General features: G+C 67.0%; 22 protein-coding genes and 1 pseudogene. 11 read left to right on the top strand and 12 right to left on the bottom strand.

Features of this window, described 5'->3' with window-relative positions; all coding sequences use genetic code 11:
• Positions 1–42: 42 nt before the first annotated feature.
• From LG299_RS10985 to LG299_RS10975, 3 genes and pseudogenes are all read left to right on the top strand, one after another.
• Complete coding sequence (locus LG299_RS10985) at positions 43–1,092, top strand: zinc-dependent alcohol dehydrogenase family protein (RefSeq protein WP_404430133.1); 1,050 nt, start codon at positions 43–45, stop codon at positions 1,090–1,092.
• A gap of 51 nt (positions 1,093–1,143) precedes the next feature.
• A pseudogene (locus LG299_RS10980) lies at positions 1,144–1,419 on the top strand (putative quinol monooxygenase); the annotation flags it as partial.
• 707 nt (positions 1,420–2,126) lie between these two features.
• Positions 2,127–2,657 carry an AAA family ATPase gene (locus LG299_RS10975; RefSeq protein ID WP_404430131.1) on the top strand — a complete coding sequence of 177 codons (531 nt, stop codon included), beginning with the start codon at positions 2,127–2,129 and terminating at the stop codon, positions 2,655–2,657.
• A gap of 39 nt (positions 2,658–2,696) precedes the next feature.
• Here the strand turns inward: LG299_RS10975 and LG299_RS10970 are convergent, their stop codons facing one another.
• Positions 2,697–4,037 carry a DUF222 domain-containing protein gene (locus LG299_RS10970; RefSeq protein ID WP_404430129.1) on the bottom strand — a complete coding sequence of 447 codons (1,341 nt, stop codon included), beginning with the start codon at positions 4,035–4,037 and terminating at the stop codon, positions 2,697–2,699.
• 257 nt (positions 4,038–4,294) lie between these two features.
• On the opposite strand from LG299_RS10970, the gene LG299_RS10965 reads away from it, so the two are divergent.
• The gene (locus LG299_RS10965) at positions 4,295–4,795 is read left to right on the top strand and encodes an SRPBCC family protein (protein WP_404430127.1); all 501 of its coding nucleotides are present in this window, start codon (positions 4,295–4,297) and stop codon (positions 4,793–4,795) included.
• 48 nt (positions 4,796–4,843) lie between these two features.
• Here LG299_RS10965 and LG299_RS10960 read toward each other — a convergent pair whose 3' ends face one another.
• Complete coding sequence (locus tag LG299_RS10960) at positions 4,844–5,458, bottom strand: dihydrofolate reductase family protein (RefSeq protein ID WP_404430125.1); 615 nt, start codon at positions 5,456–5,458, stop codon at positions 4,844–4,846.
• 50 nt (positions 5,459–5,508) lie between these two features.
• Between LG299_RS10960 and LG299_RS10955 the strand changes: the two genes are divergently transcribed.
• Positions 5,509–6,417: a 3-methyladenine DNA glycosylase gene (locus LG299_RS10955; protein ID WP_404430123.1), complete on the top strand. Its 909-nt coding sequence runs from the start codon at positions 5,509–5,511 to the stop codon at positions 6,415–6,417.
• Here the strand turns inward: LG299_RS10955 and LG299_RS10950 are convergent.
• The 5 genes from LG299_RS10950 to LG299_RS10930 all read right to left on the bottom strand — a co-directional run bounded on the left by LG299_RS10950 (position 6,382) and on the right by LG299_RS10930 (position 11,821).
• Positions 6,382–7,242 (bottom strand): DUF4097 family beta strand repeat-containing protein, encoded by an 861-nt coding sequence (locus LG299_RS10950; RefSeq protein ID WP_404430122.1) that lies wholly within the window; start codon positions 7,240–7,242, stop codon positions 6,382–6,384. The genes LG299_RS10955 and LG299_RS10950 overlap by 36 nt on opposite strands.
• On the bottom strand, positions 7,239–7,943 hold the full coding sequence (locus LG299_RS10945) for a response regulator transcription factor (RefSeq protein WP_404430120.1): 705 nt from the start codon (positions 7,941–7,943) through the stop codon (positions 7,239–7,241). The genes LG299_RS10950 and LG299_RS10945 overlap by 4 nt, the downstream gene beginning before the upstream one ends.
• Positions 7,931–9,229: a histidine kinase gene (locus LG299_RS10940; RefSeq protein ID WP_404430118.1), complete on the bottom strand. Its 1,299-nt coding sequence runs from the start codon at positions 9,227–9,229 to the stop codon at positions 7,931–7,933. The genes LG299_RS10945 and LG299_RS10940 overlap by 13 nt, the downstream gene beginning before the upstream one ends.
• A gap of 130 nt (positions 9,230–9,359) precedes the next feature.
• On the bottom strand, positions 9,360–10,955 hold the full coding sequence (locus LG299_RS10935; protein ID WP_404430116.1) for a Na+/H+ antiporter NhaC family protein: 1,596 nt from the start codon (positions 10,953–10,955) through the stop codon (positions 9,360–9,362).
• 137 nt (positions 10,956–11,092) lie between these two features.
• Positions 11,093–11,821, bottom strand: a complete 729-nt coding sequence (locus LG299_RS10930; RefSeq protein WP_404430114.1) for an EI24 domain-containing protein — start codon at positions 11,819–11,821, stop codon at positions 11,093–11,095.
• A gap of 148 nt (positions 11,822–11,969) precedes the next feature.
• Here LG299_RS10930 and LG299_RS10925 point away from each other — a divergent pair, with 148 nt between their 5' ends.
• Together LG299_RS10925 and LG299_RS10920 are read left to right on the top strand one after the other, a co-directional pair.
• On the top strand, positions 11,970–12,410 hold the full coding sequence (locus LG299_RS10925) for an SRPBCC family protein (RefSeq protein WP_404430112.1): 441 nt from the start codon (positions 11,970–11,972) through the stop codon (positions 12,408–12,410).
• Between the two features lie 10 nt (positions 12,411–12,420).
• On the top strand, positions 12,421–12,972 hold the full coding sequence (locus LG299_RS10920; protein WP_404430110.1) for a GNAT family N-acetyltransferase: 552 nt from the start codon (positions 12,421–12,423) through the stop codon (positions 12,970–12,972).
• Here LG299_RS10920 and LG299_RS10915 read toward each other — a convergent pair.
• Together LG299_RS10915 and LG299_RS10910 are read right to left on the bottom strand one after the other, a co-directional pair.
• Complete coding sequence (locus LG299_RS10915) at positions 12,962–13,264, bottom strand: DUF427 domain-containing protein (RefSeq protein WP_404430108.1); 303 nt, start codon at positions 13,262–13,264, stop codon at positions 12,962–12,964. The genes LG299_RS10920 and LG299_RS10915 overlap by 11 nt on opposite strands.
• Positions 13,265–13,367: 103 nt before the next feature.
• On the bottom strand, positions 13,368–14,942 hold the full coding sequence (locus LG299_RS10910) for an FAD-dependent oxidoreductase (RefSeq protein ID WP_404430106.1): 1,575 nt from the start codon (positions 14,940–14,942) through the stop codon (positions 13,368–13,370).
• 64 nt (positions 14,943–15,006) lie between these two features.
• Here LG299_RS10910 and LG299_RS10905 point away from each other — a divergent pair, with 64 nt between their 5' ends.
• Together LG299_RS10905 and LG299_RS10900 are read left to right on the top strand one after the other, a co-directional pair.
• Positions 15,007–15,558, top strand: coding sequence for a helix-turn-helix domain-containing protein (locus LG299_RS10905; RefSeq protein WP_404430104.1), 552 nt, complete (start codon positions 15,007–15,009; stop codon positions 15,556–15,558).
• Positions 15,559–15,601: 43 nt separating this feature from the next.
• On the top strand, positions 15,602–17,089 hold the full coding sequence (locus tag LG299_RS10900; protein WP_404430102.1) for an SDR family NAD(P)-dependent oxidoreductase: 1,488 nt from the start codon (positions 15,602–15,604) through the stop codon (positions 17,087–17,089).
• A 94-nt stretch (positions 17,090–17,183) separates the two neighbouring features.
• Here the strand turns inward: LG299_RS10900 and LG299_RS10895 are convergent, their stop codons facing one another.
• The gene (locus LG299_RS10895; RefSeq protein WP_404430100.1) at positions 17,184–17,594 is read right to left on the bottom strand and encodes an NUDIX domain-containing protein; all 411 of its coding nucleotides are present in this window, start codon (positions 17,592–17,594) and stop codon (positions 17,184–17,186) included.
• A gap of 109 nt (positions 17,595–17,703) precedes the next feature.
• Here LG299_RS10895 and LG299_RS10890 point away from each other — a divergent pair, with 109 nt between their 5' ends.
• Together LG299_RS10890 and LG299_RS10885 are read left to right on the top strand one after the other, a co-directional pair.
• On the top strand, positions 17,704–18,417 hold the full coding sequence (locus tag LG299_RS10890) for an acyl-CoA synthetase (RefSeq protein WP_404430098.1): 714 nt from the start codon (positions 17,704–17,706) through the stop codon (positions 18,415–18,417).
• On the top strand, positions 18,414–18,740 hold the full coding sequence (locus LG299_RS10885; RefSeq protein WP_404430096.1) for an amino acid transporter: 327 nt from the start codon (positions 18,414–18,416) through the stop codon (positions 18,738–18,740). Before LG299_RS10890 ends, LG299_RS10885 begins: the two co-directional genes overlap by 4 nt.
• Before the next feature lie 3 nt (positions 18,741–18,743).
• On the opposite strand, the gene purB is transcribed toward LG299_RS10885, so the two are convergent.
• Positions 18,744–20,138, bottom strand: coding sequence for an adenylosuccinate lyase (purB, locus tag LG299_RS10880; protein ID WP_404430094.1), 1,395 nt, complete (start codon positions 20,136–20,138; stop codon positions 18,744–18,746).
• Between the two features lie 147 nt (positions 20,139–20,285).
• Complete coding sequence (locus tag LG299_RS10875) at positions 20,286–20,804, bottom strand: low molecular weight protein-tyrosine-phosphatase (RefSeq protein ID WP_404430092.1); 519 nt, start codon at positions 20,802–20,804, stop codon at positions 20,286–20,288.
• Positions 20,805–20,843 lie beyond the last annotated feature (39 nt).

Here is a 20,843-nt window from a genome sequence, read left to right as displayed (position 1 = left end):
GTGCACGCAGCGCCCTACGCTCGAAAGGACGAAAGGGCTCGCATGCGCGCGATGGTGATGGATGCTGTGGGCAGGCCTCTCGAGGTGCGCGAGGTCGCCGCGCCCGTGGCTCCTGCCGGGGGTGTCGTCGTGACTGTGCGGGCGACGGGTCTCTGCCGCAGCGACTGGCACGCATGGGTGGGTCACGAGCAGATTGCGCTGCCTCACATCCCCGGCCACGAACTGGCAGGGGTCGTGGATACTGTCGGCGAAGGAGTCACAGCGTGGCGGGTGGGCGACCGGGTCACGGTTCCCTTCGTGTGCGGATGTGGGCAATGCGAGTGGTGCCTGCGCGGGGACGCGCAGGTGTGCCCGCACCAAGAGCAGCCCGGGTTCACTCACCACGGGTCGTTCGCTGAGCGCGTGGCACTTCACGCCGCCGACACCAACCTCGTCCGGATCCCCGACTCCGTCTCCTTCGACGCAGCCGCAGCGCTCGGTTGCCGCTTCGCCACCGCCTTCCGCGCGGTTCATGTGCGCGCGCGCCTGCTACCCGGCGAGTGGCTGGCGGTGTTCGGCACGGGCGGGGTCGGACTCAGCGCCATCATGATCGCGCGAGCACTCGGCGCGCGGGTGATCGCGGTCGATCGCAATCCGGGCGCGCTGGATGCGGCGGCCTCGCTCGGCGCTGACCACACGGTGCTCGCCGACGGCAGTGACGGCATGCCTGTCGCGGACCGCGTGCACGAGCTGACCCACGGCGGCGCGCACGTATCGGTGGATGCGGTGGGCAGCGAGCAGACCTCGAGCGACAGCATCCTGAGCTTGCGGCGTCGCGGGCGTCACGTGCAGGTGGGTCTGCTTCCGTCCGAGTCGGGGCTGTCGGCGATTCCGATGGCGCGGGCTATTTCGTGGGAGCTCGACATTCTCGGCAGTCACGGCATGGCCGCGGTCGACTACCCGGCGATGCTCGCGCTGATCGAGCGGGGTGCGCTGCGCCCGCAAGACCTCATCACTGCGACGATCTCGCTCGAAGAGGCGGCGGAGCGGCTGACGGTTATGGATCGCTCGACCGCTGTGGGTATGACGATGATCGACCCGACGGCTCAGTAACCCGGCCGGTCGGCGTGAGAGCATGCACGCACGACTTTCGCGAACGTAGGAATGCTGGGGACCAAGCCCGGATTGCGGGATGAGGTGGTGGCAATCCTGACCCGCCGCAGCACTGAGCTCGCCGACGCGGGATGCCTTCTCTATGAAGTGGGCGTGAGCGAAGACGCACCCGACACCGTGTTCGTGGCAGAGTTGTGGACCTCTCCGGAGGCACATCGCGCATCACTCCAGCTGACCACCGTACGTGCGGCGATCGCCGAGGCGATGCCGATGCTGTCCGGCGAGATGGGCGGCAACCAGTTCTTCGTCATCGGATCACCTTTGCGCGATCGAACGCCCGTGGGAATCCCGTGTGAGTCTCGGAATGGGTCCGGTCGTGTCCATAGGCTTGCGCGGACAGAGACGAGGAGGTCCATCATGCTCCCGCACCGTCACCGTAAGGCTGCACTGGCCGTTTCCGTGCTGACCGTCCTGCTCGTCACGGGCTGTGCCGCTCCGAGTGCACCGGACGATGCATCCGCCCCACCCGCCGAGACTTCGTCGTCGTCTGCACCGTCGTCTCGACCGTCAATCGACCCGGCGCCGTCCTCAAGCGCCACAGGTTCTGGAGCCGTCGGGATCGGGATGCCGTTCGATGAGGCGATGGCGGCCATTGGGGCAGAGCCTGCGGCGGATGCCTGTCCCTGGGTAGCCCTGGTCGCAAAGGATGAGTTGATCCTCGTCATCCAACGTGATGCGGCGGGAGATGACTCGTCGCCGGTTGTCCTCGTGTCGGCGTCGGCTCCGGCCGAAGCGTCCGGCTCGGTCGGCCCACGCACGCCCGAAGGCATCGGCATCGGATCTACCGTCGACGAGGCGCGGGCCGCCTATCCCGACGCGCAAGAGTTGGCGCCCGAAGGTATGGGCGATCGCCGCTACATCATTGTCGACACTGCCGAAGACTCGGACACCTTCTTCGCCTTCACCGAGGGTGAGCAACGAATCTGGGAGCTCACCGTCACCAGCCTTCCAGTCCCGCCGTACGAGCCCTGCGCGTGATCGTGAATTCCGCAGCGCTCATCGTCGTGGCGGGCCTCCCCGGTAGCGGCAAAAGCGCGATCGCTGAAGCGGCGGCTCGTCGTCTCGGATGTGGGGTCGTGTCGGTCGACCCGCTCGAAGCGGCGATGTGGCAGGCGGGCATTGCTCGCGCTCAGCCCACGGGCCTCGCCGCGTACGTCGTTGCCGAAGCGGTCGCGCGGGAGCAGCTTCAGCTCGGCCATGATGTGATCGTCGATGCAGTGAACGATGTCGAGCCGGCCCGTCAACAGTGGCGCGACCTGGCCGAACAGATGGGCGTTCGCGTGCTCTTCGTCGAGGTCGTCGCCTCCGACCCGGTCGAGCATCGGCGTCGACTCGAAGCGCGTCGCCGCGATATCGCGGGGTTCCCCGAGCCATCGTGGGAGTCGATCGACGCTCGCCGAGCCGGCTTCGCGGAATGGGAGGACGATCGCCTCCGCCTTGACTTCTTGACTGATGCTGCGGCCAACACCGAGCTCATCGTCGCCGCGGTCGAGCGTGCGCGATGACTCTCACAGGAGTGTTCATCTTCGTTCTTCGGTGAAGTCTCAGAACGGCGGCGGATCAGCGCCGCAGTCGTGATGCGGCACACTGCCCCGAGCGTTCAGCATGTCTGACGGGACGAACTGCACGACGCCTGGCGGCCTATCGAGGTAGTTGCGAGCAGTCGGACTGGTCCATTTCAGGATGCCACCACCGAGCTGCTCGACAGTCCATGCGCTTGCGTGCTTTACGGTGTGGTGCCTTCGACACAGGTGGGCGAGGTTTTCGGCGCTGGTCGGTCCGCCGTAGGCGGCGTCGACGGTGTGGTCGAGGTCGCAGCGCCACGGCCGCTGGATGCAGCCAGGGAATCGGCAGCGCTCGTCGCGCACGCTGAGGAACCGACGCAACTCAGCGCTTGGGTGGTAGCGGTCGACGGCGAGTGGAGCGCCGGTGTGCGGGTGCGTCATGACTCGGTCCCAGCCGGGAGCGCCGGCTGCAAGGCGCGCGGCGGTATCGCGGTCGATCGGGCCGTAACCGGCGAGCAGAGCGGGCTCGTTAGCCAGACCTGCGGCTGTGAGAACCGGAATCGTGACCTGAACGCGTCCGCGGATGGCGCCGAGTGTGTCACCTTCGCCGTGGCCCGTGGGAGCGGCAGTCAAGAGCATGTCGACGAAGATGTCAGCGCGGATCTCATCCAGTGTGCGGGTGTCCACCACGCAGGCATCGCCGTCGTCGGCTTCAGCATCCGCCCTCGCCTCGCGCACATCGCGCCCCATTTGGGTGAGGCGATCGTGGATCGCGTGGGCATGGGCGGCGGAGACGTCGGCCATGACGCGTGCCATGTCATCGTCGAGATTGATGACACGAATGTGCCGCCGCTCGCGGGCTCGCTGCTGCTGGTCGGAGACCGACTCGGGGTCGAGGCGAGCCGCGACAACCCGCGCGATCGAGCGCAGGCGTGTGGGCGTCTCGAACCGCGCTGCCTCCAGGAGTAGTTGCTCATACTGTGCGCGCAGATCACCGTGGGCGACGCTGCACCCGGCGTCGATGATCGCGCTGACATGACCGGCATCGATCTCACCGGCCTCGAAGGCCGCACGAGTCGCGGGGAACGATTGATCGAGAGTGGACGCCGATGCCATGCGGGCCTGCACCGCGCGGTCGCTCAACCGCATCGCCGCCCCGAGTTCGCTGGTGACCTCGCGAAGCGCGAGATCGGTGTCCCACCGCTTGCCCGCTTCACGGCGAGAGGCTGTCCGCACCATGACCAGGTCGGCGGCCTCGGCAAGCAAACCGGACTCTTGGGCTTGCAGGCGGGCGATCTCGGCACGTGTGTCGACGACTCGCGTTACTACGTCATCGAGCGCGCTCCACGTCCCTGTCGGGTCGATCGGCGTGTGCCCCATGAGTACTCCCGTAGTGACGACACCAGCGTGATGTCATCCGGTCGCGCGTGGGCACTTGCGCAGGATCTGTTGGAAACAGTGTAGCACATAACAGCGATGCTCAGGTGTCGAAAGGTCGATTAGCGCCCATCGAACGTCGAACATAAAAATGAGCAAGGTTCGACGGGTTCGCCCGGCGCAACCCTCGCGGACGTGGTGCGGGCTTGCTACGCTCGCCCTGCCTGCACACCGCCGCGCTGACTGACGGAGGAGTCCGCATGACAACTCCCGTTCCCACCGGAGAGATCGTCGAGGGCTCGCGCGGTCGAGAATTGCGCCTGAGTCGACGACTCGACGCCGACATACATGACGTATGGGCGTGGATGACTGAATCCGACCGGCTCGAGGAGTGGATCGGACGCTGGCAAGGAGATCCCACCTCTGGACAGCTGACCTTCTTCATGACGGCCGAAGGCGACGATGTTCCTGGCGAAGAGGTGACGATCCGCGCGTGCGATCCACCCCATCGGTACAGCGTCGACACGAGTGTGGGAGAAAACGTCTGGCGCTTGCGACTCGAGCTTGCCGACGATGGCGGCGCCACGACCGTGCAATTCAGCCAAGTGATCGGCGCTGATGACGTCGGCAGCGTCGGGCCGGGTTGGGAGTATTACCTGGACCGATTGACCGCAGCGATCGACGGGACGACTCCCTCAGCGATCGACTTCGACGAGTACTTTCCCGCGATGCAGTCCTACTACCGCGACTTGTTGACCTGACGACACCGCGATTTGTTGAGCTGACGACGACGCGTGACGAGCGCCCAATCAACGATCTCCGCCCGCGCGGAGGTACCTCACATGGGTCGCGAGCGGTGAGTGCAGCACCTCGACCGGTTCCATCAAGAATGCCTCGATGCCGTCGAAGATGCGCTCGCCCGACCCGAGAAGAACGGGCGCGATGTCGAGGGTGAGTTCGTCGACGACCCCGGCCGCGAGCGCTTGCCTGACCGTCGAAGCGCCACCGGCGACGTGCACGCCGGATTCGCCGTCCGCCTCCGAAGCGAGGGCGTAGGCCTCGTCGAACCCACCCGTGACGAAGTGGAAGGTCGTGCCACCCGCCATCTCGATCGAGTCGCGCGCGTGATGGGTCAGCACGAAGACGGGTGCGTGGTACGGAGGCTCGTCGCCCCACCACCCGCGCCAGTCGTCCTTCCATTCGCCTCGAATCGGGCCGAACATGTTGCGGCCCATCACGACGGCGCCCTGCGCGCGGCCGAGCCACGCGCTCGCCGCGGCGTCGGCCTCGGTCGCGCGCTCGTCGCCGAGGTGCCAGCGATGCAACTCGAGTCCGCGAACGCCGAGAGGGTTCTCCAGACTCTGGTCGGGCCCCGCGATGAAACCGTCGAGTGAAATCGATACGTGAGCGGTGGTGTGCGGCATCCGTTGCCCTTCGTCTGCGTCGTCTGATCGTATCGACGTACCATCGATCCGTGCTCACCACCTCGTTCGCGCTGCCGCTCGAACAGTGGCGCGCCCTCGAACAGCAGCACCACGCGCGCGCCGACGCGCTGACCGCGGGCCGCCGAGCACGCGCCGCGCGGGGGCAGACGCATCCCGTCGACGATTTTCTCTACAACTACTACTCCTACAAACCGGCGGTGCTGCGACGATGGCACCCGGGCCTCGACACGCGATTGCAGGATGCCGCGGCCGAACCCCGCGCACAGTGGCGGTGGTACTCCACCGAACAGAACGACGTCGTGGTCGACTCGGCCGCCTTCGTGGCCGAGAAGAGCCTGATGCTCACCGGCATCCACAACATTCTTCGCTCAACGGCGAACGGACGTGCGCAATACGGATGCTTCGGGCTCCACGAGTGGGCCATGGTCTATCGCGAGAGCGAACACCGTCACCCGGTCCCGCTGAGGCTGGGACGCGAGGGAACTGACGCGGTCGTCGAGGCGAACCCCCTGACCTGCACGCACTTCGACGCATTCCGGTTCTTCACCCCCGATGCGGTGCCGCTCAATCGGCGCCCGCTCAGTCGCGACCAGCAGGCGGCGACCGAGCAACCCGGGTGCCTGCACGCCAACATGGACCTGTACAAGTGGGCGGTCAAGCTCGGCCCGCTCGTCCCGGGCACCGTGCTGTTGGACTGCTTCGAGCTCGCCCGAGACATCCGCGAACTCGACATGCGCGCCTCGCCCTACGACCTCACCGGCTGGGGCTACGCACCCGTGCAGATCGAGACGGCCGACGGCAAGGCCGCCTATGTCGCGAGGCAGAGGGAATTCGCCGAACGTGCCGCACCGCTCCGCGCGACGCTCATCGAGACCATCTTTCGCGTGACGACGTCACGCGCCTCAGCGACTCGGCCGAAGCACGGCCTGCCCGGCTGAGACCTCGACATCGATCGTGCTCCGCGCCCCTGGGGTGGATCCGATGCGGTCGTCGAACGAGCCGCCCGACACGTCGGAAGTGACTTCGTAGCGCCCCTCGGGAACAGCGAGGGTGAGAGACCCGGCGCTGACATCGGCAACGATCTCAGAGGGTTGGGTCCCGGTCAGGCCTACGCTCAGTGTCCCGGCGCTCACGCTCAGCTCGGCGGTGTCCACACCATCGAGGTCGACCTCCCCACGCCCGGCGGCAACCTCGAGGGTCAACGCGGTGGCTGAGCCTTCGACGGCGATGCGCCCCGCGCCGAGGTCAATAGTGAGGTCGCCGAAATCTCCAGACGCTTCGAAGCTGCCGGCAGCGACCGAGACATCGGCGTCGACTCCTGCCAGGTCTCTCGGCAGCCGAAGCTCGGCCTCGCCTGCCGACCCGCCCCAGAACCACATCTCTCCCCACAGACGATCGCGCGAGCGCACCTCGAGAGTGTCGCCGTCGCGCTCGAGCACCCATCGGTCAGCGCCGGATGTTCCGGTGACAGTGAGTTCGGCCTCGTCGATGTCAGCGAACTCGATCGTCAACGATCCGGCCGCGAGCTCGGCGTCGATGTTGGTCACACCCGAGACAGCGGTGGCGTTGGTGCCGGTTCGGATGGATGCCGAAGCCACTGTTGCCCACGCTGCCGAGCCCATCGTGCCGACGATCGCCAGAGCACCGAACACGATCGCAAGGATCGCGATCACCCGCGACGACGTAGACCGAGGCGGTGGCGGTGTGGGCTCGCCCTGGGGAGCGGGCGGCACGGGCGTGGGAGGAAGGATCGTGGTGGTCATCGCTGGGCTCCTGTCTGCGGCGGTGTTCCGCCGGGGCGAGGTTCTGGGTGGGTTCCGCCGTGCGAAAGGTGCGCGAGGGCGGCGAGCACGCGGCGGTTGCCCGACTCGTCTTGCTCGAGGTCAAGCTTTTGGAAGACGGCGGTGATGTGCTTTTCGACGCTGCCCTCACTGACGTGCAGCGTGCGGGCGATCGCCTGGTTTGACCGCCCTTCAGCGATCAGGGCCAGCACCGTCGATTCGCGGTCGGTGAGCCGCAGCATCCGGTCATCCCTCGTGCGCCGGCTCAGCAGTTGCGCCACCACTTCTGGGTCGAGCACCGTGGCTCCCGCACCGATGCGCATGATCGCGTCGAGAAAGTCGCTCACATCGGCCACCCGGTCTTTGAGCAGGTAGCCCAGCGAGCCGCCCTGGGCGGCGATGAGGTCGGTGGCGTAGCGCTCTTCGACATATTGAGAGAGCACGAGCAGCGGAAGGGCAGGTCGCGCAGCACGCAGACGCAGGGCCGCACGGATGCCTTCGTCGGTCCACGTCGGAGGCAGCCGCACATCGAGAATGCACAGTTCAGGATCGGTGGCCTCCACCTCGTCTTCGAGGCGAGTGGCATCCGGGAGCGCTGCCACCACGGTGTGCCCGGAGTCTTCGAGCACACGCACGAGCCCTTCGCGCAGGAGCGCGGAGTCTTCACAGATCAGGATGCGCATGGGAGTGTCACCTCCACGGCGGTCGGGCCCCCGGTGGGGCTGTCGATCCGCACATGTCCTCCGGCGGCCGCGATGCGGTTCACGATGCCGTCCAGTCCTCCGCCGGGGACGACCCGCGCCCCGCCGATGCCGTTGTCTTCGACACGGGCCCACAGGGTCGCGCCGTCGTGAAGCCGCACGACCGCACGGCATTCTGTCGCCCGGGAGTGCTTGGCTGCGTTGGTGAGCGCTTCGGCGATGGCGAAGTACGCTGCCGCTTCGCTCTCTCGGCTGCAGCGTCCGTCGATGCGCACGTCCAGGTGGACGGGAATCACTGATCTACCCGCGAGGGCAGAGAGCGCAGCGTCCAATCCGCGGTCATCGAGAATCGACGTGTGGATGCCGCGGGCCAACTGCCGCAGCTCGGTGATGGCCGCCTTGGTCGAGGTGTGAGCTTCGGCGATGAGGGCTTTGGCTGCGTCGGGATCGCTGTCGATCTTCTGCTGGGCAAGTCCGAGAGTCATCCCGACCGAGACCAGTCGCGGCTGAACGCCGTCGTGGAGGTCACGCTCGATGCGGGTGCGCTCGAGTTCAGCGGCCCGCATTGCTCCCGCTCGTTGCACTCGCGATGAGCGGGCTTCCTCGGTCAACTGGGCCTCACGCGAGGGCACCATGATGGCGCGCGCCGTCACCCCGTGAAGGATCGCCACCCCCACGATCGCGGCGAGCGACAGCACTGCGCTCGCGATGCCGACGGGCACCGCCCACACGATCGGGACTCCGATCCCGGTTCGCGCGATTTCGACGACGTCACCACGGGCGAACAGCGGAGAGAAGGCGAGGGCCACACCTCCGGCGAAGAGGCTGAACAGGAAGAGCACGATCGCGCCGAGCAGCGCCGAGATTGCTGCGTGAGCGACGCTGCGCCACATGCCCGGATCAACGAACTGCTGCCAGATCGTGCGCAGGGCCCCACCGAAGCCGGGGCGTCCGCTTGTACGTGTTCGCCTAGCCGGCAACCCGAAGGCGTACAGTCCATCGATGCGTGCCGTCTCGAGCCAGCTGAGGGCGAAGAGCGCGTAGACGAGCGCGACAAGGAGTAGGAGTCCGATCCCGAAGACGAACGTCAGACCGATGCCGACGCCCAGCATCCCGAACAGCATCCCGAAGACAGCGGGGCCGATCACTCCCCACGCCGCCAGTTGTGCAGTGGCGCCGGCGATACGGCTCGGCGAGGCGATTCGGGTCGAGGAGGCGGCGGGGGCCACGGTGGTGGGCGGTGGTGAACCCAGAGTTGCGGTGGTCATGCTCTCACGGTAGATCGTTCGGCGCTCGGGCACCCTAGAGGCTTCCGCCTACTTCTCCGGGGGCTGTCCCCCAGAAGAAAGGTCTGCTGCAGTGGGAACCTGAGCACGCCGACGTATGTCGGCAATCACCTCAGCTCGCGTGAGCCTCGACCCGCACGTCCTCGTCAAGGGGTTTGGCGATGAAGCGTGCAAGCAACGTGGCACCGACGATCCCCGCGAGGGTCACGACAAGACCGACCCAGATCAGACCGGTCGCGGCCAGCACGATGTACCCGATGAGCGCCGCAGCACCCGCGATGCCCACGAGTGGCAGCTGCGTCATCACGTGCGTGATGACATTGCACCCGGCACCGGTCGACGAAAGGATCGTGGTGTCTGAGATCGGTGAGCTGTGGTCACCGGCGACGGCGCCCGCGAGCACCGCACCGAGGATCGGCAAAAGGAGCTCGGGGGCATCCACCGAGTTGATGATTCCGCCCGCGATCGGCAGCAGCAGTCCGAACGAACCCCACGAGGTGCCGGTGGCGAACGCCATCGCGGCGGCGACGACAAAGACGATCGGGATGAGCCACTGTGGTGCGAGATTGGATGCCTCGACCAGAGAGCCCAGGAATGCTCCCGTTCCGAGCTGATCAATGAGACTTCCCAGCATCCACGCCAGCAGCAGGATCCCGATCGCCGGGAGCATCGCTCGTGTGCCACCGAGCCAGGCCCGACCGAAGCCACCCCAGCCGAAGCCCGCCTTACCTCTGGTGTAGAGCACGTAATAGTAGATCGCGAAAGCCAATCCGATGAGCCCGCCGATGACCAGCGCAAGGGTGGTGTCTGTTGCTGCGAGGATCTCGACCGGCGCCCAGCTGCCTGAGGCCTCCACACCCGTCCACACGATGGCGGCGAGAACGCCCAACACGAGAGCGACGAAGGGAACCACGAGTGCCTTTTTGGCGCCAGGCTCGTATACGGGAACATTCTCGCTGAGCTGCCCCGGAATGATCTCGCCTGCTTTGAACGGCTCGCCGGTTTCGATCGCCCGCCGCTCTTCACGCCGCATGGGGCCGATGTCGACGCGCAGCAGGATCACGAGCCAGACGAGTACGACCGCCGCAATGGCGTAGTAGTTGGATGCCGCTGCTCCAAGGAATGCCTCGACGCTGCTGATCGTGAGGGTGGATGCCGCCACGATCGGCGCGAGAATGCCGATGATGTACGCGCCCCAGCTCGAAAACGGTGCGAGCACCGCCACGGGGGCGGAGGTGGAGTCGACGATGTAGGCGAGCTTCGCGCGAGAGATGCGGTGCACGTCCGTTACGGGCCGGCTGATCTGGCCGACCGCGAGCGCATTGAAGTAGTCGTCGATGAATATCACGATGCCGAGGATCGCGGGGAGCAGTTGACCGCCCCGACGGGTCCGGATGCGTTCGACCGCCCAGTCTGCGAACGCTTTCGTTCCTCCCGACATCATGATGAACGCGGCCATTACACCGAGCAGCACGATGAACAGGAGGATGTAGATGTACCAGGTGTCGATCGCGCCGTCGCTCCAGAACAGCGCGACGAACGAGTCCCAGATGATTCGCAACGCCTCCAGCGGGTTGAATCCGGCAATGAGCAGCGCCGCGACGACGACGCCGGCTCCGAGGCTGATCATGACCCTTTTGGTGAGGATCGCGAGCACGATCGCGACGATCGGCGGTGCGATTGTCAGCCATGGGGCGGACTCGAGCATGTTGTGTCCTCTCGTCGGAGGTGCTTGCACCCCTCGCGAACGACCGCTGGCGGCCGGGCATCTGCCCCACATCGTACGGGGCAACGCACCTTCCCGCCCCACAGCAACCGTTCGACGCCTTCGAGGATTGTTCCCGGCTACGCCGCTTCGCGAAGCTCCCGAGCAAGGAGGGTCGATCCCGCCACCGCAGCCGGCATCGTTGCGACAGCGCCGAGAGGGATGAGGAAGCACAGTTGTGTCGCCACCCCGAAGCCCAGCGTGAGCCCGCGGTGTCGCCTGAGTAAGACTCGCTGCTCGGCGGACGAAAGACCGCGCGCCGACAGTCCGCGCCCGGCGAGTTCGTTCGCGAGCAGCCACCCCGTCAGAAGCACGCCGATGACGGTGCCGGCAACCGCGCCGACCACCGGAATGAACCCGAGCAGCGCGGCAACGATCGCAACGCCGAAACCACGGATGAGCAGGCCGAGGCCGGCGCCGAGCGATCGCCAGAACCCGGGTCCACTGTCGAGTCGTGTCTCGCCCAGGTCGGCCTCGACAGCTCTCCAGATTCGCTCGTAGAACGGATCACCGACGAAGAGAGTCAGGGCAGTGAAAGTGACCGCGACGAGAACGAGCGCTGCCCCCAGCACAGCTGTGCCGGCGGCGATACGAATGACCGTCACCCAGAGCCCGGGCCACCCGTCGGCGAAAGGCGTCACCGATTCCGCGATCCACGGCAAGTTCACGCCGAGAGTGATCAGGCCCGCGAGCAGAAACGCCCCGACAATCGCCGCGGGAATGAGCCCCAGCGCCATCCGTCGCGGCAATCGCCGCCAGTAGCCGAACCCACGGCCGAGGAGCGACATCCCCCTCACGAACTCTTTCATCGCCAACAGCCTAGGTGGCGCGCCTCGCGGGGCGACGAGATCAGATCAACGGCCGCGCGCGCCGTTTCGCGTGCAACGCTTGTCGTGCGCGGCTCTCATGCACCGCTTGCCCGACCGTCCGCTCGCCCGACCTGCCGTGAGGAGCCCGATGTTCACCGTCACCGAGGTTGTCTCCGTCGACCGTCCCATCGCGGAGGTCTTCGACTTCGTTGGCGATGCGCGCAACCGGCCACAGTGGGACTCGTCGGTCATCTCGGAAGAGCTGACCTCGCCCGAGCCGATCGATGTCGGCAGCACGATTCACACCCGCATGAAGGCTGTCGGACGCGAAGTCGAGTTCGATTGGCGAGTGCTCCAGCATGAACCGCCGACGGGCATGACGGTGACGAGCACCTCGGGGCCCATGGAGACGACCCTGCACTTCGAGCTCACCGGGACGGATGCTTCGACCGTCGTCCGCGCGACGATCGAGGCGAGCCCTACGGGGTTGATGAAGTTCGTCGAACCGATGATCTCTGAGGCCGTGCGCAGCAACCTGGCCACGGGCCTTACTCGCGTCAAGGTGATCCTCGAGGGCCGTCCGGCCTGAACCTCGACCAATGGACGATCTCATCGGTGAGCGACTACGCCTTCGCCGCCCGGCATCCGAAGACCTCGCCCACATCACTGCTCTCCACGGCAACGCGGAGGTGATGCGGATGATCGACGACGGCCGACCGGTGCCGGCCGATGTGGTGCGCTCGCGCGATTTCGTCACGCTCACGCGCGACTACGGCCCTGGACGGGGGTACTGGATCGGCGTGGATCCCGCCGGCGCCTTCATCGGGTGGTTCGGGTTGCGTCCGCGTTCGACTGACCCGGACGTGGTTGAACTCGGCTACCGCCTGCTGCCGGAGTTCTGGGGTCGTGGCATCGCCACGGAGGGGGCACGGATGCTGGTGCGCCACGCGTTCGACAGTGTCGGGGTGGCTCGGGTTGTCGCCACCACCATGACTGTCAACGTCGGTTCACGCCGGGTGATGGAGAAGGCGGGCCTGACGTGGGAGCGCACGTTCCACGAAGAGTGGGACGAGCCGATTGACGGCGCCGAGCACGGCGATGTCGACTACGCGCTCACCGCTGAACAATGGACGCGCGGCGTCAATCGCTGACGCGGACTTCTTTCCAGAACGCAACGTAACCCGAGAAGTCGCTGCCGACGCGCTCGATGGCGCTCGGCGTCGGGGTGAGGTACGCCCAGGCGCGGTCGGCGAGCTCATTCCCATCGGTGGTCACCGTGTAGTAGCTGCACTCACCCTTCCAGGAGCAGGTGTACGCCGTGGGGCTCGAGACGAGCACGCTCGCGGAGACGGATGCGGGCGGGAAGTACCAATTGCCCTCGATGCGAATCAGGTCGGACTCGGGTGCCTCGGCGAGCACCGTGTCGTTCAGCATGGCCTTCATGGCAGTCCTTTCGAGCGGGAACCATCTGGACTCGAGCCTAGGTACGCCTCGGTGGTGCAAGGGCCGATCTGTGGTGATCGGTAGGCCAGTTGCTGCAGGCGAATCACCGCCGACGGACCGCCACGACGCTGTCGTCGATCGTGGCAAATTCACCGTTGGGGTCAGTGATCGTGCGGGTGCGGAGCTCGGCGACCACGACCTCCCACTTGGTCGGGTCCAGTTCGAGCCCTGCCATCTCGTCAGGCGGGGTGATAAAACCGCCGTGGTTCGAGTGCTCGCCATCGGACCATGACGGCGGCGAGGCGTGGGAGACGAGCAGGAGGTATCCGCCGGGGGCGAGTGCGTTCGCCGCACGGCGCAGGATCGCCGAACGTGCGAACGACATCGGCGCCTGGAAGAAGTTCGCCGTGACGAGCTGCGCGTGCCCCGGAAAAGTCGCACGTGTGAGGTCGGATGCCTCGAACCGCACCCGCTCCTCACCGAGACCGCGCTCGCGCGCAGCGCGCTCGGCCCGAGTCGTTGCAGTGGCCGAGATGTCGATACCGAGCACTTCGAAGCCCTGCTCGGCGAGCCAGATTGCGTCGCCACCCTCGCCGCATCCGAGGTCGATCGCGCGGCCGCGCTCAGGATCGAGCTCGGCGATGAGGCTGACGAGCATCGCGTTCGGCTGGCCCGACCACACGCGCTCGCTGCGACCGTAGTGGCCCTCCCAGAACTCCGTGGCGTCCGCGGCCTCACCTGCCGCAACGGCGCGGTCGAAGTCTTCGGCCGTGAGGGTCGCGTTCACCGCGGCTCCGGTCATCGATCCGTTGCCCATCGACACCGGAACGTTGGCGAACGGCGCCACGACATTGCCGACGGCCCACACGCGCGGGTCGCTGGTCCGGCCAAGTGGGTCGACTTCGATCAGCTCACCCATCGGGCCATCGATGCGCGTGAGCCCGAGCTGGGACAAGAACCCGTCGTGCGGGCGCGGAGTGCCGGCAATGAAGAGCGCATCGATCGGAATGCCTCGACCATCCGCGCCGAGACCAGCACCGACCCGCACCTCCGAGATCGCCGAGCTCTCGCCCGTCACTTCGACCACCGGCTCGTCGATGACGATCACGCCGCGAGCGGCGAGACGGGCGCGGGCCGCAGCATCCACTCCCGCGATTCCGGACGTGAACACCGTGACCTGTGCACTCAACTGCCGGGCGAGCTCGGCCTGATGAAGGCCCATCGGCGAGGTGAGCAGCACGCCGATCCGCTGATCGCGCACCTCCCACCCGTGGCAGTACGGGCAGTGCAGCACGGTCTCGCCCCAGCGCTCGGCGAGCCCAGGAACCGGCGGCAGGTCGTCGGTGATTCCGGTCGCGACGATCAGCGCCCGGGCGTTGTGCGTTGCCGATGCGGTCGTCACCTCGACGGAGTCAGCGGTGGTCGTGACCGAAGTCACGTGTGCGTCCACGAACTCGACGCCGTAGACGGATGCCTCAGCCCGTCCCCGCGCGAGCAGTTCACCGGGAGGCGTTCCGTCGTGGCCGAGCACCCCGTGCATGTGGCTCGCGAACCGGTTGCGCGGCTCGCCGGCGTCGATCACGAGCACACGGCGGCGCGAGCGACCCAGCATGAGTGCGGCGCTGAGGCCAGCAGGCCCTCCGCCGACGATGATCGCGTCCCAGGCAGTGTGTGTCATTCTTCGAGGATTCCCGGGATAGGCTGAATCTGCAAGCGAGCTTGCAGAAACGGCAAGGTGTGTGATGAAGGAACTCGAGCAAGTCGGGCCCCGCTTGCGCGCCGTCCGCAAAGCCAAGGGCTGGACCCTCGACGACCTCGCCGAGAAGGCGGGAATGTCGGCGAGTACGCTCTCGCGCCTCGAGTCGGGCAAGCGACAGGCGAGCCTCGAGCTGCTCCTGCCGCTGACTCGGCAGCTCGGCATCCGTGTCGACGACCTGCTTCCGGACGAGCAACGCGACCCGCGCGTGCGGCGCCCGGTCATCCGGCGCGACGGGCTCGTCATCGCCCCGCTCGCGCCCGAGGACGCCGCGGTCGCCACCTACAAGATCACCTATCCGGGCGGTGTCGAACCGAAAGAACTGCGCACGCACGACGGGTTCGAATGGCTCTACGTGCTTTCGGGGCGGCTGCGGCTGAGGCTCGGCGAACAAGACCTCGTGCTCGGCAAGGGTGAGGCTGCGGAGTTCGACACCCGCATCCCCCACGCGATCTCGGCCGCGGGCGGCCGCCCGGCGCAGATCATCAGCATCTTCAACGCCGAAGGTGCGCGCATGCACACCCACGGCACCGACTGAGCGCGCGGGGCTGTCGCACAGGGTGTCCTCGATAGAATCTCCTGTGCCCTCCGAGAATCCTGACCTCGCCGCGCACCCGATCGACCCCGCAGAACTTGCCATCACCCTGCGCGTGATCGACGCCACGGTCGATCTCGACCGCGATGACCCGGTCTACATCGCGCTGCGTCACGCCACCGGCAAGATGTACAAAGACGTCAAGCGGCAGTCCCGCCGGCAGAAGCGCGATGCCATCGCCGAGGCTGATCGCGCGGTCGTCGCCGCCACCGCGACCGGAGCCCCGGACCGCATCGACGATGAGACCCGAGGCATCCCCCTCGCCACTCGCACGAAGACGCCGACCGCGGGCGAACTCATCAAGTCGCGCGCCTGCTACATCTGCAAAGAGCAGTACACGCTCGTCGACGCCTTCTATCACCAGCTGTGCCCCGACTGCGCGGCGATGAGCCACGAGAAGCGGGATGCGCGCACCGACCTCACCGGCAAGCGCGCGCTGCTCACCGGTGGTCGGGCGAAGATCGGCATGTACATCGCTCTTCGCCTGCTGCGCGACGGCGCGCACACGACGATCACGACGCGCTTTCCGCGTGATGCGGTGCGCCGGTTCACCGCGATCGAGGACTCGGCCGACTGGATCCACCGCCTGAAGATCGTCGGCATCGACCTGCGCGACCCCGCCCAGGTGATCGGGCTCGCCGACGCGGTCGCCGCGGACGGACCCCTCGATATCCTCATCAACAACGCCGCGCAAACCGTGCGCCGCTCGGCGGGTGCGTACAAGCCCCTCGTGGATGCCGAGCTCGCTCCCCTGCCGCACGGACCGCTGCCCGAGCTGCTGACCTTCGGCCACACGAACGACGCCCACCCGCTCGCCCTCGCGAAGTCGGTGTCGGCGCATCCGATTCTCGCCGCCGCGGCGCCTGCTTCTGAAAAGCTCAGTGCGGACGAGCTGACGGCCGAGGCCATGGCCGCGGGTTCGTCGTCGCTCGAGCGCCTCGCCGCGGGCACCGCGATCGACGCCGGCGGGCTCGTGCCCGACGAGCATCACATCAACAGCTGGACCCAGTCCGTTGACCAGGTCGAGCCGCTCGAGATGCTCGAAGTGCAGCTCGCGAATATGACGGCGCCCTTCCTCCTCGTCTCGCGGCTGCGGCCGTCGATGGCGGCGTCCTCCGCCCGTCGCACCTACGTCGTGAACGTGTCGGCAATGGAGGGTGTCTTCGGTCGCGGGTACAAGGGACCGGGGCATCCGCACACCAACATGGCCAAAGCCGCGCTCAACATGCTCACCCGCACGAGTGCGCGCGAAATGTTCGAGACCGACGGCATCCTGATGACCGCCGTCGACACCGGCTGGATCACCGACGAGCGCCCGCACTTCACGAAGGTGCGTCTGGCCGAAGAGGGCTTCCACGCCCCGCTCGACCTCGTCGACGGCGCCGCGCGCGTGTACGACCCGATCGTGCGCGGCGAGGCCGGCGAAGACCTGTACGGCGTCTTCCTCAAGGATTACCGCAAGAGCTCCTGGTAAGTCCGTGCGAGCACGCCCCCCATGTTGAGTGTCCAAGACACGCGGACGGGCTCACCGCAGCATCCGCGTGTCTTGGACACTCAACCGTCCAGAGTCATCGCTCCGGCAGAAAGTACGTCCGCGCGAGCGGCGCGACCTCGAGATCGTCGGCATCGGCGCGGGTGATCCAACGAAGTTCGTCGATTTCGGCGGCGATGGATGGATGCTGCGCCCCGAGGTCGACTTCGAACACCTCGGCGACGACGACGAAGCCTGGTTCGTTCGCCGCGCTCGCGCGGTAGCTGCCGAGGTGGCGGAGCTCGCTCGTGGCCACCTGCACACCGATCTCTTCGTCCAGCTCGCGGGCCAGCGTATCGGCAGGTGTCTCGCCCGGTTCGGGCTTGCCCCCGGGCTGCATGAAAGCGGTGGTTCCGGCTTTGCGCACGAGCAAGAGTCGCCCCTCAGCGTCGGCGATCACGGCTGCCGACACGTGGATCTCGCGCACGACAACGGGTTCAGCGGTCACCCTCGCACGCTAACACCGCTCGTGTTCTGACGCCGGGCTGCCCCCGGCAGGTCACAACCTAGAATGGAAGCATCCCACCCGATTTCCGTAGCTTTGCACAGGACTTTTCGTGACCGACACCCCCGCCGCCGCACCGCGCACCTTCGAGGTGCGCCACGTGCAACTCGCGCGCGCAGCGTTCGCGATCGTCGCGACGGTGATGATCACGTTCTCCGCCGATCACTCCGCCCCGGTCGGGCTCGCGGTGTTCAGCGGCTTCGCAATTGCGACCGGGCTCGTGCATTTGCTCGCGGTGTGGCTGGTCTACCCCGCCGGCGCGCGCTGGCCGTCGGTGCTTCTCGGTATCGTGACGCTCGCCGCAGGTATGGCGGGCGGCCTCGGACCGTTGCGCACGACGACGGGGTTCCTCGTGATCGTGATCTCGTGGGCGTTGGTCAGCGGGGTGATCGAGGCGATCGCCGGCTGGCGCGGGCTCCGCGGAGTGCGCGCGGCGAAGGACGGCGACGTTGCGCCCTGGGCCGGGGGCCCCCAGACCACGGATGCCCCGCGCAACGAGGCACGTGACGCGCTGGTCGTCGGCATTCTGACCATCGTCGTGGGAGTCGCGCTGCTGTTCGTGCGCGCGAGCTACGCCCTGCAGTACACCATCACCGACGTGAACGAGACGTTCACCCTGACGGGCATCATCATCGCCGTCGGCATCTTCGGCGGCTACGCGGCCATCCTCGGGGTCTACCTCGCGATCGCCGGATTCTCGCCGCGCGCGCCGCTGCCCGTCACGACCGAGGCTCCGGCCTCGCAGAATCTGAAGGACCACGCGTGACCGAGCCCACCACCCGCCGCGACCTCATGAAGCCCGTGCAGCTGCTCGGTCTCGCTTTCGGCGCGGCCGTGTTCGCCGGCGTCGTCACCCTGATCTCGATGGGCTTCTTCCAGCAGCGCTTCGAGGGTCAGTCCGAGCGCGCACTCGTCGTAGCGGCCGTCGTCGCGGGCATCACCTTCATCGTCGTCCTCGTCGGTGTCGCCCTCATGCTGCTCGTGATCGATCCGGTTCAGGTCACGAAGACCGTCGATCGCCCGGTCCTCATCGCGAAAGACGAAGAGCGGGCGGCAGATGCTTCGGCCCCCGGCGACCCGAAGCTCTAGGTCCTAGAGCTCTTCGACCAGCAGTTCGTCGACCAGAGCAGAGGCGAGCCCGACGTAGCAGGCCGGCGTCAGAGCGAGCAGGCGCTCTTTCGCGGCGTCGCCGATATCGAGGCCGCGGACGAACTCGGCGAGTTCGGGTCCACCGACGCGGCGACCGCGGGTGAGGTCTTTGAGCAGGGCGTAGGGGTCTGTGATCTGCGAGCGCCCGGCCGCGATTTCGGCGCGCACCACCGTCTGGATCGCCTCTGCAAGCACCTCCCAATTCGCATCGAGGTCGGCGTCGAGCGCCGGCTGGGCCAGCGCGATTTCGCGGAGCCCGCGCTGGAGGTTGTCGAGCGCGAGCAGCGAGTGACCGAAGGCGACGCCGATATTGCGCTGAGTGGTCGAGTCGGTGAGGTCGCGCTGCAGACGGCTGGTCACGAGCGTCGACGCGAGGGTCGAGAACAGTCCGCCGGCGATCTCCAGGTTCGCTTCGGCGTTCTCGAACCGGATCGGGTTGATCTTGTGCGGCATCGTCGACGAACCGGTCGCGCCCGCGACCGGAATCTGCGAGAAGTAGCCGACAGAGATGTAGGTCCATACGTCGGTCGCAAGATTGTGCAGGATGCCTCCGGCATGCCGAGCCCGATCGTAGAGCTCGACCTGCCAGTCGTGCGACTCGATTTGGGTGGTGAGCACGTTGAAGCCGATGCCCAGGCCTTCGATGAATTCGCGCGAGAGCGCGGGCCAGTCGACATCCGGCTCGGCCGAGAGGTGTGCCGACCAGGTGCCGGTCGCTCCCGAGAACTTCGCGAGGTAGTCGCCGCCCTCGATCTGGTCCGCCACGCGCTGAAGGCGCCAGGCGAACACCGCGAGCTCTTTGCCCATCGTTGTGGGGGTCGCCGGCTGACCGTGCGTGCGGGCGAGCATCGCAGCATCCCGATGCTCGACGGCCAGTGTCGACAGCGCCTCGATGACCGCGTGCAACTTCGGTAGCCACACCCGCTGGACGGCGCGCTGGACCGTGAGGGCATAGGACGCCGAGTTGATGTCTTCGCTCGTGCACGCGAAGTGCGTGAGCTCCGCGATACCGTCGAGACCGAGCGTGGCGAGGCGATCGCGCACGAGGTACTCGATGGCCTTGACGTCGTGGCGGGTGACCGCTTCCTTCTCGGCGAGCCAGTCGATCTCCGGCTGCCCGAAGTTCTCGTACAGCTCGCGGAGGCGCGCCTTGTCGCCCGCCGACAGCGGCGAGCTGCCGAACAGCGACCGATCGGTGAGGGCGATCAGCCACTCGACCTCGACCTCGACCCGAGCCCGGTTGAGGCCTGCCTCGGAGAGATAGTCGGCGAGCTCGGTGACCGCGGCGCGGTAACGACCGTCGAGAGGGCTGAGCGGCTGGGGAGGAAGAGAAGTCACGCTCCATGATATCGAGCGGATATCGCTCGAAACCGGAGTGCCGGGCGCCGACGAATTCACCCACGCGCTCATCTACAAGTTCGACCGCGCGTCCGTGGCGGTGCGGGTCGGGCCCCAGCACCACAGGGATTGGCGCTCCGCTCGGTGCTAGCTCAGTTTTGAAGGCACCGGGCGGATCGCGGGTTCGAGCTGCCGGAACAGTCCTTTCGTCGCGATCTCGATCATCGCGAGCACCTCGTCGAACATGCCTGTGCCTGCGTAATACGGGTCGGGCACGTCGAGGGTCGTCGCCGAGGGGTCGAACGAGAGCAGCAGGGCGATCTTGTCGGCGTCTGAGTCATCTCGCGCCCAACCGCGCAGGATGCGCTCGTGGCTGCGGTCCATCGCGATGACGAGGTCGTTGCCGGCGAAGTCCTCTTGGGTGAATTGCCGCGCACGATGCAGGGTTCCTTCGTACCCGCGGCGGTGCAGAGCGTCGATCGTGCGCTGATCAGCCTGCTCACCCACGTGCCAATCGCCGGTGCCGGCGCTCGACGAACCGACGCGGACACCGAGGCCCGCGGCATCCGCACACTCTCGAAAGACCGACTCGGCCATCGGTGACCGACAGATGTTGCCCGTGCAGACGAACACGACCCGAAACGGGTCAGCGGCGCTCGCGGTCATGGGCTCCATTGTGGCGTGCCCAGGCAGATCGCGACACTT

The sequence above is a fragment of the Microbacterium lacus genome (genome assembly GCF_044794305.1).
Taxonomy (GTDB): Bacteria; Actinomycetota; Actinomycetes; order Actinomycetales; family Microbacteriaceae; genus Microbacterium; species Microbacterium lacus_B.
The sequence above is the reverse complement of the archived record's forward strand: the minus strand, read 5'-3'. Positions and strand labels throughout refer to the sequence as shown.

Bases quoted from the DNA above. Each gene is read 5' to 3' on its own strand.
- LG299_RS10985 (WP_404430133.1), top strand. From the start codon at position 43: ATGCGCGCGATGGTGATGGATGCTGTGGGCAGGCCTCTCGAGGTGCGC.
- LG299_RS10970 (WP_404430129.1), bottom strand. From the start codon at position 4,037: ATGGGGCACACGCCGATCGACCCGACAGGGACGTGGAGCGCGCTCGAT.
- LG299_RS10965 (WP_404430127.1), top strand. From the start codon at position 4,295: ATGACAACTCCCGTTCCCACCGGAGAGATCGTCGAGGGCTCGCGCGGT.
- LG299_RS10960 (WP_404430125.1), bottom strand. From the start codon at position 5,458: ATGCCGCACACCACCGCTCACGTATCGATTTCACTCGACGGTTTCATC.
- LG299_RS10950 (WP_404430122.1), bottom strand. From the start codon at position 7,242: ATGACCACCACGATCCTTCCTCCCACGCCCGTGCCGCCCGCTCCCCAG.
- LG299_RS10945 (WP_404430120.1), bottom strand. From the start codon at position 7,943: ATGCGCATCCTGATCTGTGAAGACTCCGCGCTCCTGCGCGAAGGGCTC.
- LG299_RS10940 (WP_404430118.1), bottom strand. From the start codon at position 9,229: ATGACCACCGCAACTCTGGGTTCACCACCGCCCACCACCGTGGCCCCC.
- LG299_RS10935 (WP_404430116.1), bottom strand. From the start codon at position 10,955: ATGCTCGAGTCCGCCCCATGGCTGACAATCGCACCGCCGATCGTCGCG.
- LG299_RS10930 (WP_404430114.1), bottom strand. From the start codon at position 11,821: ATGAAAGAGTTCGTGAGGGGGATGTCGCTCCTCGGCCGTGGGTTCGGC.
- LG299_RS10925 (WP_404430112.1), top strand. From the start codon at position 11,970: ATGTTCACCGTCACCGAGGTTGTCTCCGTCGACCGTCCCATCGCGGAG.
- LG299_RS10920 (WP_404430110.1), top strand. From the start codon at position 12,421: ATGGACGATCTCATCGGTGAGCGACTACGCCTTCGCCGCCCGGCATCC.
- LG299_RS10915 (WP_404430108.1), bottom strand. From the start codon at position 13,264: ATGAAGGCCATGCTGAACGACACGGTGCTCGCCGAGGCACCCGAGTCC.
- LG299_RS10910 (WP_404430106.1), bottom strand. From the start codon at position 14,942: ATGACACACACTGCCTGGGACGCGATCATCGTCGGCGGAGGGCCTGCT.
- LG299_RS10905 (WP_404430104.1), top strand. From the start codon at position 15,007: ATGAAGGAACTCGAGCAAGTCGGGCCCCGCTTGCGCGCCGTCCGCAAA.
- LG299_RS10875 (WP_404430092.1), bottom strand. From the start codon at position 20,804: ATGACCGCGAGCGCCGCTGACCCGTTTCGGGTCGTGTTCGTCTGCACG.